Raw genomic sequence first — 16,273 nt, 5'->3', positions numbered from 1 at the left:
CGTCGGCTGCCTGATGTGCGGTTACCCGCCGACGGCGCCGGTAGCGGCGCCGTGAACGGCGTGTTTTGGACGGGTACGTACCCTTCCGACCGATACCGTCGGGCGCATGATGGACGGTTATCGAGCTCCCACCTCTCTGCTCGTTCTCGGGGGTACGTCCGAGATCGCGCTGGCGACCGCGCGGCGGTTGATCGCGCGGCGGACGCGGCTCGTGTGGCTGGCGGGGCGGCCCTCCCCGGCGTTGGAGAAGGCCGCCGAGCAGATCCGCCGGGCCGGCGCGGACGTCCGTACCGTCGCCTTCGACGCGCTCGACCCCGAGGCGCACGAGGCGGTGCTCGGCAAGGTGTTCGCCGAGGGCGACGTCGACATGGTGCTGCTGGCCTTCGGCGTGCCCGGCAACCAGGCCACCGACGAGCGCGACCCGGTGGCCGCGGCCCGGGTCGCGCAGACCAACTACACCGGCGCGGTCTCGGCCGGACTGGTGTGCGGGAAGGCGTTGCAGACGCAGGGGCACGGCTCGCTGGTCGTGCTGTCGTCCGTCGCCGGGGAGCGGGCCCGCCGCTCGGACTTCATCTACGGCTCCAGCAAGGCGGGCCTGGACACCTTCGCGCAGGGCCTGGGCGACGCCCTGTACGGCACCGGCGTCCACGTGATGGTCGTACGCCCGGGGTACGTCCGGACGGCGGCGAGCACCGAGCGGCCGGACGTGCCGTTCACGACCACGCCGGAGGCGGTGGCACGGGCCGTGGAGCTGGGGCTGCGGCGGCGCTCGGAGACGGTGTGGGTGCCGGGACGGCTGCGGGTGGTGATGTCGGCGCTGCGGCACGTGCCGCGGCCGCTGTTCCGCCTGCTGCCGATGTGAGCGGCCGCGGGCGGAGGGCTGCCGCCGATGTGAGCGGCCGCGGACCGGGGCGGGCTCAGCGGGCGGGCAGGGAGCTGCCCTCGGGGGCGGTCGCCTGCGGCGGGACCACCGTGGAGCCGAAGGGGAAGTCGCGCAGCTTGCGCCACACCCCGTCGGCTCCCTGCTCGTGCAGGCCGAAGCCGGTGCAGGGCCACTCGGCCCGGTAGTCGGCGAGCTCCTCGTAGGCGCGGTCCATCGCCGCCTCGTCGATGCCGTGGGCCACGGTGACGTGCGGGTGGTACGGGAACTGCAGTTCACGGGCGACGGGCCCGGACGCCTCCCGCACCTGCCGCTGCAACCAGGCGCACGCCTCGGCGCCCTCGACCACCTGGACGAACACCACCGGTGACAGCGGCCGGAAGGTGCCCGTGCCGGACAGCCGCATCGGGAAGGGCCGGCCGGCCGCCGCGACCCGCGCCAGATGCGCCTCGACGGACGGCAGGTCCGCCTCGTCGATCTCGGTCGGCGGCAGCAGGGTGACGTGCGTGGGGATGCCGTGGGCCGCGGCGTCGCCGAAGCCGACGCGCCGCTGCTGGAGCAGGGTGCCGTGCGGCTCCGGGACCGCGATCGACACACCGATCGTTACGGTCCCCACGTCGTCTCCTTCGTCGTCGGGTCGGGCGTCGCCCCGGTCATCGGGTCGGTTCGGGTCGGTCCGGTTCGGGCCTTGTCGGCCGGCTGTGCGCCGCCCGGCTATCGACTGTACGGCCACGGCTGTGCCCCGGGCAGGCGCAGCGGTAGTGATGTGCAGCGCTCTGCCCGGTGGTACACGGGGCCGGACGGTGGCCGTGCGGTCTTCTGTGCGAGGGGGCGGCCGGTGGGGCCGGTGGGGTCAGCGGCGGGCGGGCAGGAAGCCGACCCGGTCGTACGTCCGGGCCAGGGTTTCCGCGGCGACGCCGCGCGCCTTCTCGGCGCCCTTGGCGAGGATCTTGTCCAGCGTCTCGGGGTCGTCCAGGTACTGCTGGGTGCGCTCCCGGAACGGCGTCACGAAGTCGACCATGACCTCGGCGAGGTCGGTCTTGAGCGCGCCGTAGCCCTTGCCCTCGTAACGCTGTTCGAGCTCCAGGATGCCCGCGCCGGTGAGCGTGGAGTAGATGGTGAGCAGGTTGCTGACGCCCGGCTTGTGCTCGGTGTCGTAGCGGACGACCGTGTCGGTGTCGGTCACCGCGCTCTTGACCTTCTTGGCGGTGGTCTTCGGCTCGTCCAGGAGGTTGATGAGGCCCTTCGGCGTGGACGCCGACTTGCTCATCTTGATCGCCGGGTCCTGGAGGTCGAAGATCTTCGCCGTCTCCTTGAGGATGTACGCCTTGGGGACGGTGAAGGTCTCGCCGAAGCGGCCGTTGAAGCGCTCGGCGAGGTCGCGGGTGAGCTCGATGTGCTGGCGCTGGTCCTCGCCGACCGGCACCTCGTGCGCCTGGTAGAGCAGGATGTCGGCGACCTGGAGGATCGGGTACGTGAACAGGCCGACGGTGGTGCGCTCGGCGCCCTGCTTGGCGGACTTGTCCTTGAACTGGGTCATGCGCTGGGCCTCGCCGTAGCCGGTGAGGCAGTTCATGACCCAGGCGAGCTGGGCGTGCTCGGGGACGTGGCTCTGCACGAACAGCGTGCAGCGTTCCGGGTCCAGGCCGGCGGCGAGCAGCTGGGCGGCGGCGAGCCGGGTGTTGGCGCGCAGCTCGGCCGGATCCTGCTGGACGGTGATCGCGTGCAGGTCGACGACCATGTAGAACGCGTCGTGGGTCTCCTGGAGAGCCACCCACTGGCGGACGGCACCAAGGTAGTTTCCAAGGTGGAACGAGCCTGCGGTGGGCTGGATTCCGGAGAGCACGCGGGGTCGGTCAGTCGCCATGCCCGTCATTCTCTCAGGTCCCGGGGACCGCTCCGGTACGCGACGGGAACGGGTGGGCCTCGAACGGTTCTTCAGGTGTAACAAGGGGCAAGGGCCCGGCGGTGGGCGCCGGTGTGAGGGCTTGCGTGGTGACGTGGGAAGGGGCTGCGGCGTGAGGCGTCGTACGGCCGTGGTGGTGGCGGGTGTCGTGGTGGCCGGGGCGGTCCTCGGGGTGGAGGCGCCGGGGGCGTGGGCGGCCGGGAAGGACGTGCCGGATCTGGCGATCGTCGTCCCGAATGACGCGGGTGGTGGTGCGGACGGCGGTCCGGGCGGCGGGGCGGACGACGGGGCGCGGACGAGGACGCTCCGCTCGGGGGACGCGGAGTTCGCCCGGCTGTGGGATCTGTTCCGGCCGGACGAGCAGGGCACCGAGGCGGTGCCGGACGCGTGGCGGGAGGGGCGGTTTCCGCGGGTGCGGGCGACGGTGGTGTGGGGGCTGACCGGGATCGGGGGGTGGCCGTACACGGACCGGGCGCCGGGGGGTGACATCGCCATCGAGCGGCAGGATCAGGTGTTCCTGGCGGAGGACGGGACGCCGTGGATACGGAGTGATGCGGCGCCGGACGTCGCCGATGACGATGTGCGGTGGCATCGGGGGGTGCGGGCGGTCTACGACCGGTTGGAGGGGGCGGGAGTGTTCGGCTCCGCCGAGGGGGTGGGGGAGTCCTCTGGTACGGGAGTGCGGGTGCGGTGGGGGGTTTGGGGGGCGTTGGTGGGGGCGCTGGTGGGGGGTGGGGGTGCCTGGGGGGTTCGGTGGTGGGGTGCGCGGCGGGATGCGGAGGGGGTTGCTCCGCGGGAGCCGCGGCAGGAGTTGATTGATCTTTAGGGGGTTGGGGCGCGGGTGGATTTTTCTCGCCCCCGCCGCCCCTACCCGTCCCATCCTCACAAGGGGCTCCGCCCCTTGGACCCCGGAGAGCTCGGGTGGGCGGGGTCGAGTGGGGAGTGCGGGTGGGTGGGGACTTCTCGCGCAGTTCCCCGCGCCCCTTACAGGGGCCGGGGAGTGCTCGCGCCCCCGCGGCGGAGCCGCGCAGAAGACACAGCCCCGCGCCCCTTACAGGGGCCGGGGAGTGCTCGCGCCCCCGCGGCGGAGCCGCGCAGAAGACACAGCCCCGCGCCCCTTACAGGGGCACGGGGAGTGCTCGCGCCCCCGCGGCGGAGCCGCGCAGAAGACACAGCCCCGCGCCCCTTACAGGGGCACGGTGACGCAGGGGGTGCCCCCGGGCTTTTAGGGGCGCGGGGAACTGCGCGGGCGGCCACGTACTGGCCGCACCCGGCAACGAAGTTGTCAGCCCAGGTTGACCTCGGGGTAGAGGGGGAAGCCCGCTACCAGGTCCTTCGCTCGGTGGGCGACTTCGTCGGCCAGCTTGGCGTCCAGCACGTGCTGGGCCTTGGAGCGCGTGCCCTTGGCCGTCGTGCCCGGTTCCGTGGCGGTCAGGACCTGGTCGATCAGCGCCGCGATCTCGTCCATTTCGGCGGTGCCCAGGCCACGCGTCGTCAGCGCGGGCGTGCCGATGCGGATGCCGGAGGTGTACCACGCACCGTTCGGGTCCGCCGGGATCGCGTTGCGGTTGGTGACGATGCCGGAGTCGAGCAGCGCCTGCTCGGCCTGGCGGCCGGTGAGGCCGTAGGAGGAGGCGACGTCGATCAGGTTGAGGTGGTTGTCCGTGCCGCCGGTGACCAGCGTGGCGCCGCGCTTCGTCAGCCCCTCGGCGAGCGCGCGGGCGTTGTCGACGATGCGCCGGGCGTAGTCCTGGAAGGACGGCTGCCGCGCCTCGGCGAGGGCGACCGCCTTCGCGGCCATGACGTGCGGGAGCGGGCCGCCGAGCACCATCGGGCAGCCGCGGTCGACCTGGTCCTTGAGGGAGTCGTCGCACAGGACCATGCCGCCGCGCGGGCCGCGCAGGGACTTGTGGGTGGTCGTCGTGACGATCTGGGCGTGCGGGACCGGGTCGAAGTCGCCGGTGAGGACCTTGCCGGCGACGAGACCGGCGAAGTGCGCCATGTCGACCATGAGGGTCGCGCCGACCTCGTCGGCGATCTCGCGCATGATCCGGAAGTTGACCAGCCGCGGGTAGGCCGAGTAGCCCGCGACGATGATCAGCGGCTTGAACTCGCGGGCCTGGGCGCGCAGGGCCTCGTAGTCGATGAGCCCGGTGGCCGGGTCCGTGCCGTAGGAGCGCTGGTCGAACATCTTGCCGGAGATGTTCGGGCGGAAGCCGTGGGTGAGGTGGCCGCCGGCGTCCAGGGACATGCCGAGCATGCGCTGGTTGCCGAAGGCCTGGCGCAGCTCGGCCCAGTCGGCCTCGGAGAGGTCGTTGATCTGGCGGACGCCGGTCCTCTGGAGGAACGGCGCCTCGACGCGGTCGGCGAGGACGGCCCAGAAGGCGACGAGGTTGGCGTCGATGCCGGAGTGCGGCTGGACGTAGGCGTGCCGGGCACCGAACAGCTCGCGGGCGTGCTCGGCGGCGAGCGACTCGACGGTGTCGACGTTGCGGCAGCCGGCGTAGAAGCGGCGGCCGACCGTGCCCTCGGCGTACTTGTCGCTGAACCAGTTGCCCATCGCGAGGAGCGTGGCCGGGGAGGCGTAGTTCTCGGACGCGATCAGCTTGAGCATCTCGCGCTGGTCGGCGACCTCCTGGCCGATGGCGTCGGCGATGCGGGGTTCGACGGCGCGGATCACGTCGAGGGCACTGCGGAAGGCGGTGGACTCGCTGGACAGGGGCGGCTGCTCTGACATCTCGGCCTCCGGGCGGCGTGGCGTACAAGTGGCGTACAAGCGGTCACGTGTCACGGTCGGCCCAGGCGCACGGCACACACGCACGGATCCCCGCACCGTCACGGCAGGTCCGGGGCCGCTTCCCGATGGTCGGTCCCATCCCAGCGCGCCAGTCACGGCCCGCGGCCAGCCTACCGGGCGCGACGCGGCGGCCGGGTCCCGCGTCCACCATACGAGCGGGGACGGTATGAAGGGGAGATCTCCGTCATACAGTCCGAAAGGGGACTCCGTGAGCATCTCCGACGACCTGATCGCCGAGGCCGACGCGCACTGCGCGCACACCTACCACCCGCTGCCGGTCGTCGTCGCCACGGCGGAGGGCGCCTGGATGACGGACGTGGAGGGGCGCCGTTTCCTGGACTTCCTGGCCGGTTACTCGGCGCTCAATTTCGGCCACGGCAACCGGCGGCTGCTCGACGCGGCCCGGGCCCAGCTGGAGCGGGTGACGCTGACCTCGCGGGCGTTCCACCACGACCGGTTCGCCGCGTTCTGCTCCGAGCTGGCCGCGCTGTGCGGCAAGGAGATGGTGCTGCCGATGAACACGGGCGCGGAGGCGGTCGAGACGGCGGTGAAGACGGCCCGGAAGTGGGGCTACCGGGTGAAGGGCGTGCCGGCGGAGATGGCGAAGATCGTCGTCGCGGGCAACAACTTCCACGGCCGTACGACGACGGTCATCAGCTTCTCCACCGACCCCGAGGCCCGCGCGGACTACGGTCCCTACACGCCCGGCTTCGAGATCGTCCCGTACGGCGACCTCACCGCGCTGCGCGGTGCCGTCACCGAGAACACCGTGGCCGTCCTGCTCGAACCGATCCAGGGCGAGGCGGGGGTGCGGGTGCCGCCGGCAGGCTATCTGGCCGGGGTGCGGGAGCTGACCCGGGAGCGGGGGGTGCTGTTCGTGGCGGACGAGATCCAGTCCGGGCTCGGCCGCACCGGACGCACGTTCGCCTGCGCGCACGAGGGCGTGGTGCCGGACGTCTACGTGCTGGGCAAGGCGCTCGGTGGCGGGATCGTGCCGGTGTCGGCGGTGGTGGCCGACGAGGAGGTGCTCGGGGTGTTCCGGCCCGGCGAGCACGGCTCGACGTTCGGCGGCAACCCGCTGGCCTGCGCGGTGGCCCTGGAGGTGCTGGCGCTGCTGCGCACGGGCGAGTACCAGGAGCGGGCGGCCCGGCTGGGCGGAGTGCTGCACCGGCGGCTGTCGGCGCTCACCGGTGGTACGGGGCCGGTGACGGCGGTGCGCGGGCGCGGGCTGTGGGCGGGCGTGGACGTGGACCCGGCGTTCGGCAGCGGCCGGGAGATCTCGGAGCGGCTGCTCGAGCGGGGCGTCCTGGTCAAGGACACCCACGGCTCGACGCTGCGCATCGCCCCGCCCCTGGTGATCTCCGAGGAGGACCTGGAGTGGGGGCTGGAGCAGTTCGCGGCGGTGCTCGGCGCCCGGTGAGCACCGGTCAGAGGATCACGTGCGGCAGGAAGCGGGCGTACTCGTCGGTGATCAGCCCGGCGGACTCGCGGATGCCGAGCCCCGCCGACTCGTCGCCGACGACCCACGCGCCGAGCACGGTCCGGTTGCCGTCGAAGTCGGGCAGCGGGGCCAACTCCTGGTAGCAGCAGGGCTCGTCGCGCGGGACCGCCCCGGCGCCCGGCTCGTGCACGGTGACGCCGGCGCCCTCGCGGCCGAGCAGCGGCTTGGCGACGTAGCCGGTCGTGGCGGCCAGTTCGCGCGGGCCGTCGAGGTACGCCGGGAGCAGGTTGGGGTGGCCGGGGTACAGCTCCCAGAGGATCGCCAGCAGCGCCTTGTTGCTGAGCAGCATCTTCCAGGCGGGCTCGATCCACAGCGTGCTGCCGGTGCCGCCCCCGTTGTCGAGGGTGGCGAGGACGTGGTCGGCGAACTCGTCGGTGGTGAGCCACTCCCACGGGTACAGCTTGAAGCAGGCGCGGATGAAGCGGAGCCGGTTGTCGACGAAGCGCGCGGACAGCGGGTCCCAGCCGATCTCCTCCATGGAGATCCAGTCGGTCTCCAGCCCGGCCTGTTTTGCCGTCTCCTTCAGATACGCGACGGTCATCAGGTCCTCGCCGAGTTCGTCGACGGAGGAGTGCGCGAAGTACAGCGGGCTGCCGGGCGGGAGCAGCGCGGACTGCTTCCGCCAGGAGTCGACCAGGCGTTCGTGCAGGGAGTTCCACTGGTCGGCGCCGGGGAACCGGTCCTCCATCCAGAACCACTGCGGGGAGGCCGCCTCGACCAGCGAGGTCGGGGTGTCGGCGTTGTACTCCAGGAGCTTGGCCGGGCCGCTGCCGTCGTAGCGCAGGTCGAAGCGGCCGTAGAGGGAGGGGAGTTCGGCGCGCCGCCGCCAGGCCTCGGTGACGGCCGCGGCGACGCGCGGGTCGGTGATGCCGAGGTCGGCGAAGCGGTCGTGGGCGACGATGTGGCCGGCGGCGGCGAGGCACATGCGGTGCAGTTCCTCGACGGTCTCCTCCAGCGCCTCGACCTCGGGCAGCGAGAAGACGTAACAGGCGCTCTCGTCCCAGTACGGCACCCAGGCGTCGTCGGGGACGGGGTCGCCCGCCGCCCGGACGGACTCCCAGGCGCGGGGCAGGGTGAGCGGGTAGATCAGCCCCTGGGCCTCGACGGTCCGCTGCCAGCCGGGGCGGGGGGTGAGGGTGCGGCGTTCCATGCGGCTCGGCCCTCAGCTTCCGGAGCCGCCGCCCTTGCCGCCGAATCCGCCCCGTTTGACGCCGCCGCTGGTGCTGCCGGAGGAGCCGGAGCCCGAGTGGGGCTTGGTGAAGGAACCGCCGCTGACGCGCTGCCCCTTCTTCGTGCCGCCGTAGTACCAGACGCCGTTGACGCCGGACTTGGTGGAGGAGGAGTCGCAGTACTTGCCGTCGACGGTGCGGTAGCCCTTGCCCGCGGTGTAACTGTCCTTGTCCACGCACCGCTTGTCCGGGTCGGACGAGCAGGCCGTGAGCGCGGCGGCGAGCAGCCCCACGCTTCCGAGGACGACCGTCGTGGACCGCATTTGCCGGCGTATGTCCGCCATGTTCCGTACTCCCCCGTGGCCGCTGTTGTTCCGCTGTGCGGCGGTACCTTACGGCACCGCCCGGCACAGCGCGTCCAGAGCCCCCGACCACGCGTGGTCGGGGGGCGTGCCGTAGCCGACGACGAGGGCGTCGGCGGCGTGCGCCGGGCCGGCCTCCGGGTGGCGGTGGGGGGAGAGCCCGTGCAGGGCGAGGCCCTGCCAGGCGGCCGCCCTGACCACCGTCTCCTCGGTGCCCGGCGGCAGCCGCAGCACCGCGTGCAGTCCGGCCGCGATACCGGTGGGCCGCACCTCGGGGGCGCGGGCGGCGAGGGCCGCGACGAGCTGGTCGCGGCGGCGCCGGTGGCGCAGCCGGGAGGCGCGCACGTGACGGTCGTACGCCCCCGAGGAGAGGAACTCGGCGAGGGTGAGCTGGTCGAGGACGCCGCAGCGGTGGTGGCCGCCGGTGGCCGCCACCACCTCCCCGGCCAGCGCGGACGGCAGCACCATCCAGGCCAGCCGCAGCCCGGGGGCGAGGGCCTTGCTGGCGGTGCCGAGGTGGACGACGCGGTCGGGGTCCAGGCCCTGGAGGGCGCCGACCGGCTGGCGGTCGTAGCGGAACTCGCCGTCGTAGTCGTCCTCCAGGACGACTCCGCCGGTGCGCCGGGCCCAGTCGACGACCGCCGCGCGCCGGTCGGGGTGCAGCGGCACGCCGAGCGGGAACTGGTGGGCGGGGGTGAGGAGGACGGCCCCGGGTCCGCCGCGCGCGGGCGTCAGCTCGGTGGTACGGGTGCCGTGTGCGTCGACGGGGAGGGGTGTGGTGCGCAGACCGGCGCGGGTCAGGACGTTCCAGTGGACGTCGAGGCCGTACTCGTCCACCGCGACCGTGCGCACGCCGCGCTCGCGCAGGACGGCGGCGAGCAGCGCGAGCCCGTGGGTGAAGCCGGCGCAGACGAGGATGCGTTCGGGGTCGGCGCGGACGCCGCGGGCGCGGGCGAGGTAGCCGGCGAGCGCGGTGCGCAGTTCGGGACGGCCGCGCGGGTCGCCGTAGCCGAGGGCCTCGTGCGGGGCGCGGGCCAGGGCGCGGCGGGCGGCGCGGAGCCATTCGGCGCGGGGGAACGAGGCGAGGTCGGGGGTGCCGGGGGTGAGGTCGTAGGTGGGGCGGGGGCGGGTGCGGGGCGGTGCCACGGGGCGGCTGGGCGTGGTGACGGGGCGGTCGGCGACGCGGGTGCCGGAGCCCTGGCGGGCGGTGAGCCAGCCCTCGGCGACGAGGTCGGCGTAGGCGTCGGCGACCGTGTTGCGGGCGACGCCGAGGTCGGCGGCGAGGGTGCGGGAGGAGGGCAGCCGGGTGCCGGGGGCGAGGCGGCCGGTGCGGACGGCGTCGCGCAGGGCGGTGGTGAGACCGCGGCGGAGGCCGGTGCCGTCGCCGCGGTCCAGGTGCAGATGGAGGTCGAGCGCGGAAGTGGCCCGATGATTCGGCATGGAAGTGGACCATACCGTTGGGCTGCCCGGCTCCTAGGGTCGGTGCCATGACGACGAACGAGACGGTGAGCGGGACGAGCGGAACGAGCGGTTCGACGGCGGACGGGGCCCCGGCCCCTGTGTACGCGCACGAGCACGCGCCCCGCCTGCAGTGGACCAAGTACGCGCCCGAGGTCTACAAGGCGATGGTGCGGCTCGACGCGGCCGCGTCCGACGGGCTCGACCCGAAGCTGCGGGAGCTGGTGAAGATCCGGGCCTCGCAGCTGAACCACTGCGCGTTCTGCCTGGACATGCACACGAAGGACGCGCTCGCGGCGGGGGAGAGCGTGGAGCGGATCGTGCAGCTCTCGGCGTGGGAGGAGTCGCGGCACTTCTACACGGAGCGGGAGATCGCGGCGATCGAGCTGACGGAGGCGGTGACCGTCCTGACGGACGGGTTCGTGCCGGACGAGGTGTACGCGCGGGCGGCGGAGCAGTTCGAGGAGGGGGAGCTGGCGAAGTTGATCGCGGCGATCACTGTGATCAATGCGTGGAATCGGTTCGGGGTGACGACTCGGATGGTGCCGGGTCACTACCAGGCGGGGCAGCGGGGCTGAGGGGGTCTGCGCCCCCTGTGACCCGGACGCGGGAGAGCTCGGGTGGTGGGGTGGTGTGGCGGGTGCGGGTGCGCTGTGGCTGATCGCGCAGTTCCCCGCGCCCGTTTCAGGGCGCGCCGTCCGTCGACAGGTGGGCCAGTGCCACCCGGGCCGACTCCTCCGTGGTGGGCCAGTCGTCCTGCGGGCCCGCCGCCACCACCGCGTACTTCTTGCCGTTGTCCGCCGTGAAGACGTACTCCACGCCCTGCTTGCGGGTGCCGAGCTTCTCGCTGTCGTAGGCGTAGACGAGGCGGGCCGCGTCGTCGCCGACGGCGGGTGAGGCGTCGTCGGGGGCGGCGGCGCGGTCGAGGGAGATCTCCTCGTAGCCCGGCTGCTGGGTGCCCAGGTTCTTGGAGGACTGGGCCACCGCCTCGTACGGCGTGAGCTCCGGTTCCGTGACGACGAAGATCTGCAGCAGGTTGCGGTCGCCGTCCGTGGCGTAGAAGACCCCGGCGTCGCGCTCGCTGCGCTTCCACCCGTCGGGCACGGCGAGCGAGAAGCCGGCGGGGTCGGTGACCTCGCGGAAGCCCGTCGGCAGCGCGCTCTCCGTCGCGGACGGGGACGCGGAGGCGGACTCGGAGGCCGGGGCGCCGGCGCCCGTGTCGGCGTCCATGGGGGCACCGTCCCCGCCCGCCGGCGCCGTCGCGGCCGTACGGGTGCGGTCGGAGCCGTCGTCGCCGTCGCCGGTCAGCTTCAGCACGCCGTAACCGGCGCCGACCCCGAGCACGACGGCTCCGGCCACGACCTTCCACCACAGCGCACGCCCGCCCCCGGCCGACGGCACGGGCGGCGTCGGCTCCGAGGGCACGTACGGCAGGTGCTCCGGCCGCGCGGGCAGCGGCGGCAGTGGCGGCAGCGACTCACCCGCGGGCGAACTCGCGGGCGGAACCGTAGGCGGAGCCACGGGCGGAACCGCGGGCGGAACCGCGGGCGCGTCCGCGTCCTCCCAGCGCTGCGTCTCCTCGTTCCAGTGCCGCGCTCCTCCGCCCGTCACAGCCCGATCCCGAGCATCCCGGCCACCGCCCCCGCCGAGGCGAGCACGCTCAGCAGGGACTCGGAGTCGGCGAGCAGTGCCCGCAGCCGCTCGCGCCGGGTCGGCCCGGCCTGTCCCGTGCTGGTGATCTCGTCCTCCGTGTCGGCGAGCGCGGCGTCCAGCTCGGCCGTCCGGTCGGTGGCGCGCACCCGGGTCAGATCGGCGCGCAGCTCGCGCACCGCCGTCAGCAGCTCCTCCGTCGCGGCGTCGCGCCCCGGCGCCGTGCCGTGGTGGCTCACCGCGCTGGCGTGGCTGCCGATGGCGAACGTGCTGCCCGAGACGTTCCCCAGGGAGACGCCGGGCTCGTTCGTGTCAGCCATCGCTAATCCGTTCCCTTCTGCGGCGCGGCGGCCGGGCCGCCGCTCCGCGCGGTGGCGTGGTCGCCGACGGCGAAGGTGGAGTCCGCCACCGATTCGATGTTCACGCCGCCGTTGCTGATGTTGACGATCTTCTGGACGAATTCGCCGGTCTGGTAGCCGGCGTCGGCCAGCGCGGTGCGCACGCCGTGCGCGATCCGGTCCTGCACGGCCCGCAGATAGCGGTCGACGTCCATGGTCTGGAACAGCGAACCGTCCGGCGCCGCCCCCAGTTCGCGCACCGACACGGCGGGCCCCTCGGGCAGCGCGCCCGCGTTGCCCGAGGTCACCAGGCGCCAGCCGAACACGACCTGCCGGGCCAGCTGGTACACCGCCACGGCTGCCGCGGCCGGCACCCTCGGCACGGCCCAGGCGGCCTTGCCGAGCAGGCTGTTGTGGTTGTAGCGGTGGGCGGTGCGGTCGGCCTCCTTGAAGTCCTCGCGCACCGGAGTGAGGACGTGCGGGGCGATCTCCAGCATCAGCATCCGGCCCTGGGTGTGGACGCGGACGAAGACGCTGACGACCAGCTCCTCCTCCCAGCCGCCGACCCGCACCCGCAGGAAGTGCCGCCGCTTCTCGGCGCCCTCCTCGACGGCGCGGGCCAGGTGGTTCTCGAAGTCCCCGGGGGCGTACGGGGCGTCCTCGCGCCGCAGCAGCCCCTCGACCGGCAGGAACACGCACTCGTCGATCTCCAGCCGGCGCAGCCGGTCGCGCACCGGGTGCTCGGCCGTCACGGCGGACTCCCGCAGCTGTTCGAGCAGCGGGCGGACGGTCTCCAGGACGGCCCGGTTGCTGAGCGGCCGCTGCTTCTTCGCCCCGTCGGGGCGCAGTTCGACGGCGAGCACCCAGGTGTCGTGCGCGGTGCCGGCCCCGCAGAACGGACGGGCCTCGTGGTACATGACCAGCGGCTGCCACTGCTCGGCCCGCACGCGCTGCGCCAGCCGCCGCAGCCGCCGCCCCTCCGCCTGCTCGGCGGGGTCGGCGGCCACGTCGGGGAAGCGCCGCGTGGACAGCTCGGCGGCCAGTGAGCGCGTGACCTGGCTGCGCTGGGCGGCGAGGAACACGACGGTGAGCGCGAGGACGGCGAGGGTCAGCCAGGCGCCCAGGACGCCGAGCCACTCGTGCAGGGCGTCGGGGAGCGAGAAGTCGGGGCCGCTCGACGTGCCGTACATGCTGTCGTACGCGGACGGATAGGACGGGGGGACGTCGTCCCCGCCCCCGCAGGCGACGTACAGGGTGGCGGCGAGCAGGGCGGCGATGCCGAGGCGGCTGTACCAGCGCAGCAGGAAGGCGAACACGCGCCGGTACATGGGCGGGTGCTCGCTCCGGCCGCGCACCCAGGGGGCGAGGGCGGAGTAGAAGCCGAAGCCGAGGAAGAGGGCGAGGAAGTACCGGGTGAGCGGCATGCCCACCACCCACAGCCCCAGGATCGCCCCGGACCAGGCCAGTTCCAGCCGGCGGGCGCGCAGGGCGTGCGCCAGGACCCGGGCCGCGTCGAGCCCGAGCGAGGGCGCGGCCAGGCGCTGTTCGTTGAGGTACAGCTCGTCGATGACCCGGTCGCGGTAGGCCGAGTCCAGATAGGTCCCCGCGCACAGCAGCCGGGTGGCCTCACTGGCGTACGGCGGTGTCGCCGGCAGTTCCGGGAGCGACGCCGTGGCCGAGGCCCGCGGATCCGGCTGCGGCTGAGGCTGTGGCTGTTGCGGCACGTAGGCGGTACTCACGCCCATCCCCCGATGGTCGAAACGCGCGTACATGACACGCGGTGTGATGGAGCATCAGCATAGTGCGGCACAGACGCCCCAGGAAGCGAATTGTCACCGCCGGTCAGCCCTGGGTGACCCCGCGCGTGCCGGGGGCGCTCACGCCGCCGGGCAACTCGCCCCGGTCGGGCAGAAGGAGGCGAACGCCATGTCGAACGGCTCCTGGATGTCCGCGCCCTCCGGGCCGCTGGAGCGCAGCGCGTAGAGCGTGCCGTCGGCGGCGGTGAAGCGGCGGTCGATGACCTGGGTGGCGCCGGTGGACCTGTCGTCGTACCGGTAGTCGAGCTGCGCCCAGTCCGCCCCCGAGGAGCGGTCCAGGACGCGGTAGCCGGCCAGTTTCTCGGTGAAGCCGGCGGGACCGTTCTCGGCGAGGTCCAGGGAGGCGGCGGGCGTCTGTTCGACCACCTCGAAGAGCATCAGGCTGCGCCCGTCGGCGGGCGAACGGTAGGTGACGACCTCGGCGCTGACCCCGCGCTCCGCCCGGCGCACCCACCCCTCGGGCACGTCCACGCGGTAGCCGACGGGGTCCTCGGCCCGGCGGTACCCGGGCGAGGGCCGCGCGGAGGCGGCGAGCGCCGACTCCGTGTCCGACGGCGAGGACGGGGCGTCCCCGGTGTCCGCCGGCGGCACGGCCGGCCGGCTCGCCGTGGCCGTGACGGTCACGGACGGGCGGGCCTCGGGGTGCTGCGCCGAGCCGTCCCGGGTCAGCCACCAGGCCCCCGCCCCGGCCCCGCCCCCGGCGAGCACGGCCAGCACGGCGACCAGCACCAGAACGGTGCGGGGGCGGCGGGGATCCGGCCCCGGGCCGGTCAGGGGACCGTTCACTGGACCGGTCATGGGGCCGGTCACTGGGAGCGGGCCGGTGACGGCCGTCGGCGGCTCCGGGTACGGCGGCACGGGGCCCGGCGCAGGCGTGCCGTACGCCGACGGCCCGGCCGGGGCCGGCGGCAGCGGGGCGAGCGGCGTGGTCGGGACCGGCGGCAGAGAGGCCGACGGCGTGATCGGGGCCTCCGGTGCGGTCGACGGCGGCCAGACCCCGCCGACCTGCGTCTCGGCCCCGGCCCACCAGGGCCGTTCCGGCGGCTGCTCCCCCGCCGGGGGCTGCGCGCCGACCGCGCCCCCGTCGTCGTCCACCCAGCGCTGCTGTTCCGCGTCCCACCGTTGGCGCATGTCGTACCGTCCCCCGAATCCCGCCCGGAACTCGACGATAGCGGCGTACACGCCGACAGGCCCCGTCCGGTACGAAAACGGGACGGAGCCTGTGCGGAACGGTGTAAGGAACTTCGGGCGCGGAGGGCGCCGGGGGGTCAGATCAGGCCGAGGCCGCGGACCGCCTCGCGCTCGTCCGTGAGCTCCTTGACGGAGGCGTCGATGCGGGTGCGCGAGAAGTCGTTGATCTCCAGGCCCTGGACGATCTCGTACTGGCCGTCCTTGGTGGTGACCGGGAAGGAGGAGATGATTCCCTCGGGCACGCCGTAGGAGCCGTCGGACGGGACGGCCATGGAGGTCCAGTCGCCGTCGGCGGTGCCGTTGACCCAGGTGTGGACGTGGTCGATGGCGGCGTTGGCGGCCGACGCGGCGGAGGAGGCGCCACGGGCCTCGATGATGGCGGCACCGCGCTTGGCGACGGTCGGGATGAACTCCTCGGCCAGCCACTTCTCGTCGTTCACGACCTCGGCCGCGGACTTGCCGCCGATGCGGGCGTTGAAGATGTCCGGGTACTGGGTGGCGGAGTGGTTGCCCCAGATGGTCAGGCGCTCGATGTCGGAGACGGTGACGCCGGCCTTCTTCGCGAGCTGGGTCAGCGCGCGGTTGTGGTCCAGACGGGTCATCGCGGTGAAGCGCTCGGCCGGTACGTCCGGGGCGGCGGCCTGCGCGATCAGCGCGTTGGTGTTCGCCGGGTTGCCGACGACCAGGATCTTGACGTCGTCCGCCGCGTGGTCGTTGATCGCCTTGCCCTGCGGCTTGAAGATGCCGCCGTTGGCCTCCAGGAGGTCACCGCGCTCCATGCCCTTGGTACGGGGGCGGGCGCCGACGAGGAGGGCGACGTTGGTGCCGTCGAACGCGACGTTCGGGTCGTCGCTGATGTCGATGCCCTGGAGCAGCGGGAACGCGCAGTCGTCCAGCTCCATGGCCGTGCCCTCGGCGGCCTTGAGCGCCGGGGTGATCTCCAGCAGACGCAGCTTGACCGGCACGTCCGCGCCGAGCAGCTGGCCGGAGGCGATGCGGAAGAGCAGGGCGTAACCGATCTGGCCGGCCGCGCCGGTGACGGTGACGTTCACGGGAGTGCGGGTCATGGCGTTCTCCGTAGGACAGCTGGCGGTGGGGCGGGATGATCGATCTCTTGGCGTCAAGAGACCGACGTCAGGCTATCGCGCATCCGGCACACCGCACGGACGGGGTTCCTGTGGCCCACCCCACAAGGGCGGCGGCC

15 protein-coding genes are annotated in these 16,273 nt (G+C 73.5%); 4 read left to right on the top strand and 11 right to left on the bottom strand.

The window, feature by feature from the left end; genetic code table 11:
• Window positions 1-106 precede the first annotated feature (106 nt).
• Window positions 107-862 carry a decaprenylphospho-beta-D-erythro-pentofuranosid-2-ulose 2-reductase gene (locus OIE12_RS20035; protein WP_329137215.1) on the top strand — a complete coding sequence of 252 codons (756 nt, stop codon included), beginning with the start codon at window positions 107-109 and terminating at the stop codon, window positions 860-862.
• A 55-nt stretch (window positions 863-917) separates the two neighbouring features.
• Here the strand turns inward: OIE12_RS20035 and OIE12_RS20030 are convergent, their stop codons facing one another.
• Complete coding sequence (locus tag OIE12_RS20030) at window positions 918-1,496, bottom strand: 2'-5' RNA ligase family protein (RefSeq protein ID WP_329137213.1); 579 nt, start codon at window positions 1,494-1,496, stop codon at window positions 918-920.
• Window positions 1,497-1,733: 237 nt separating this feature from the next.
• Window positions 1,734-2,747, bottom strand: coding sequence for a tryptophan--tRNA ligase (gene trpS, locus OIE12_RS20025; protein ID WP_329137211.1), 1,014 nt, complete (start codon window positions 2,745-2,747; stop codon window positions 1,734-1,736).
• Between the two features lie 151 nt (window positions 2,748-2,898).
• On the opposite strand from trpS, the gene OIE12_RS20020 reads away from it, so the two are divergent.
• Window positions 2,899-3,612, top strand: coding sequence for a hypothetical protein (locus OIE12_RS20020; protein WP_329137209.1), 714 nt, complete (start codon window positions 2,899-2,901; stop codon window positions 3,610-3,612).
• A gap of 459 nt (window positions 3,613-4,071) precedes the next feature.
• Here OIE12_RS20020 and OIE12_RS20015 read toward each other — a convergent pair whose 3' ends face one another.
• The gene (locus OIE12_RS20015; protein WP_329137207.1) at window positions 4,072-5,523 is read right to left on the bottom strand and encodes a glycine hydroxymethyltransferase; all 1,452 of its coding nucleotides are present in this window, start codon (window positions 5,521-5,523) and stop codon (window positions 4,072-4,074) included.
• Between the two features lie 226 nt (window positions 5,524-5,749).
• Here OIE12_RS20015 and rocD point away from each other — a divergent pair, with 226 nt between their 5' ends.
• Window positions 5,750-7,003 (top strand): ornithine--oxo-acid transaminase, encoded by a 1,254-nt coding sequence (rocD, locus tag OIE12_RS20010; RefSeq protein ID WP_443053865.1) that lies wholly within the window; start codon window positions 5,750-5,752, stop codon window positions 7,001-7,003.
• A 7-nt stretch (window positions 7,004-7,010) separates the two neighbouring features.
• Here rocD and OIE12_RS20005 read toward each other — a convergent pair whose 3' ends face one another.
• From OIE12_RS20005 to pdxR, 3 genes are read right to left on the bottom strand one after another with little or no spacing between them, the layout of a single operon-like run.
• A complete protein-coding gene (locus OIE12_RS20005) occupies window positions 7,011-8,234 on the bottom strand; it encodes a glutathionylspermidine synthase family protein (RefSeq protein ID WP_329137203.1) in 1,224 nt (407 codons plus the stop codon).
• A 12-nt stretch (window positions 8,235-8,246) separates the two neighbouring features.
• Complete coding sequence (locus OIE12_RS20000; RefSeq protein WP_329137202.1) at window positions 8,247-8,597, bottom strand: hypothetical protein; 351 nt, start codon at window positions 8,595-8,597, stop codon at window positions 8,247-8,249.
• 48 nt (window positions 8,598-8,645) lie between these two features.
• Window positions 8,646-10,055, bottom strand: coding sequence for a MocR-like pyridoxine biosynthesis transcription factor PdxR (gene pdxR / locus OIE12_RS19995; protein ID WP_329137200.1), 1,410 nt, complete (start codon window positions 10,053-10,055; stop codon window positions 8,646-8,648).
• Window positions 10,056-10,102: 47 nt separating this feature from the next.
• Here pdxR and OIE12_RS19990 point away from each other — a divergent pair, with 47 nt between their 5' ends.
• Window positions 10,103-10,651: a carboxymuconolactone decarboxylase family protein gene (locus tag OIE12_RS19990; RefSeq protein WP_329137198.1), complete on the top strand. Its 549-nt coding sequence runs from the start codon at window positions 10,103-10,105 to the stop codon at window positions 10,649-10,651.
• Window positions 10,652-10,757: 106 nt separating this feature from the next.
• On the opposite strand, the gene OIE12_RS19985 is transcribed toward OIE12_RS19990, so the two are convergent.
• The 5 genes from OIE12_RS19985 to OIE12_RS19965 form a co-directional block, all read right to left on the bottom strand.
• Window positions 10,758-11,684, bottom strand: a complete 927-nt coding sequence (locus OIE12_RS19985; protein WP_329137196.1) for a hypothetical protein — start codon at window positions 11,682-11,684, stop codon at window positions 10,758-10,760.
• Window positions 11,681-12,043 (bottom strand): hypothetical protein, encoded by a 363-nt coding sequence (locus OIE12_RS19980; RefSeq protein WP_329137194.1) that lies wholly within the window; start codon window positions 12,041-12,043, stop codon window positions 11,681-11,683. Before OIE12_RS19980 ends, OIE12_RS19985 begins: the two co-directional genes overlap by 4 nt.
• 2 nt (window positions 12,044-12,045) lie before the next feature.
• A complete protein-coding gene (locus OIE12_RS19975) occupies window positions 12,046-13,800 on the bottom strand; it encodes a hypothetical protein (protein WP_329142077.1) in 1,755 nt (584 codons plus the stop codon).
• A gap of 138 nt (window positions 13,801-13,938) precedes the next feature.
• The gene (locus OIE12_RS19970; protein ID WP_329137192.1) at window positions 13,939-15,009 is read right to left on the bottom strand and encodes a hypothetical protein; all 1,071 of its coding nucleotides are present in this window, start codon (window positions 15,007-15,009) and stop codon (window positions 13,939-13,941) included.
• Between the two features lie 137 nt (window positions 15,010-15,146).
• The gene (locus OIE12_RS19965) at window positions 15,147-16,136 is read right to left on the bottom strand and encodes a malate dehydrogenase (protein ID WP_030382883.1); all 990 of its coding nucleotides are present in this window, start codon (window positions 16,134-16,136) and stop codon (window positions 15,147-15,149) included.
• Between the last annotated feature and the right edge of the window lie 137 nt (window positions 16,137-16,273).

Origin of the sequence: Streptomyces sp. NBC_00670 (assembly GCF_036226765.1) — a bacterium.
Lineage (GTDB): Bacteria > Actinomycetota > Actinomycetes > Streptomycetales > Streptomycetaceae > Streptomyces.
Note: the sequence above shows the minus strand (reverse complement) of the source record. Positions and strands in the feature narration are given on the sequence as shown.

Excerpts from the sequence above, each read along its gene's own strand:
- OIE12_RS20035 (WP_329137215.1), top strand. The coding sequence starts at position 107 with ATGATGGACGGTTATCGAGCTCCCACCTCTCTGCTCGTTCTCGGGGGT.
- trpS (WP_329137211.1), bottom strand. The coding sequence starts at position 2,747 with ATGGCGACTGACCGACCCCGCGTGCTCTCCGGAATCCAGCCCACCGCA.
- OIE12_RS20015 (WP_329137207.1), bottom strand. The coding sequence starts at position 5,523 with ATGTCAGAGCAGCCGCCCCTGTCCAGCGAGTCCACCGCCTTCCGCAGT.
- rocD (WP_443053865.1), top strand. The coding sequence starts at position 5,750 with ATGAAGGGGAGATCTCCGTCATACAGTCCGAAAGGGGACTCCGTGAGC.
- OIE12_RS20005 (WP_329137203.1), bottom strand. The coding sequence starts at position 8,234 with ATGGAACGCCGCACCCTCACCCCCCGCCCCGGCTGGCAGCGGACCGTC.
- OIE12_RS20000 (WP_329137202.1), bottom strand. The coding sequence starts at position 8,597 with ATGGCGGACATACGCCGGCAAATGCGGTCCACGACGGTCGTCCTCGGA.
- pdxR (WP_329137200.1), bottom strand. The coding sequence starts at position 10,055 with ATGCCGAATCATCGGGCCACTTCCGCGCTCGACCTCCATCTGCACCTG.
- OIE12_RS19990 (WP_329137198.1), top strand. The coding sequence starts at position 10,103 with ATGACGACGAACGAGACGGTGAGCGGGACGAGCGGAACGAGCGGTTCG.
- OIE12_RS19980 (WP_329137194.1), bottom strand. The coding sequence starts at position 12,043 with ATGGCTGACACGAACGAGCCCGGCGTCTCCCTGGGGAACGTCTCGGGC.
- OIE12_RS19970 (WP_329137192.1), bottom strand. The coding sequence starts at position 15,009 with ATGCGCCAACGGTGGGACGCGGAACAGCAGCGCTGGGTGGACGACGAC.
- OIE12_RS19965 (WP_030382883.1), bottom strand. The coding sequence starts at position 16,136 with ATGACCCGCACTCCCGTGAACGTCACCGTCACCGGCGCGGCCGGCCAG.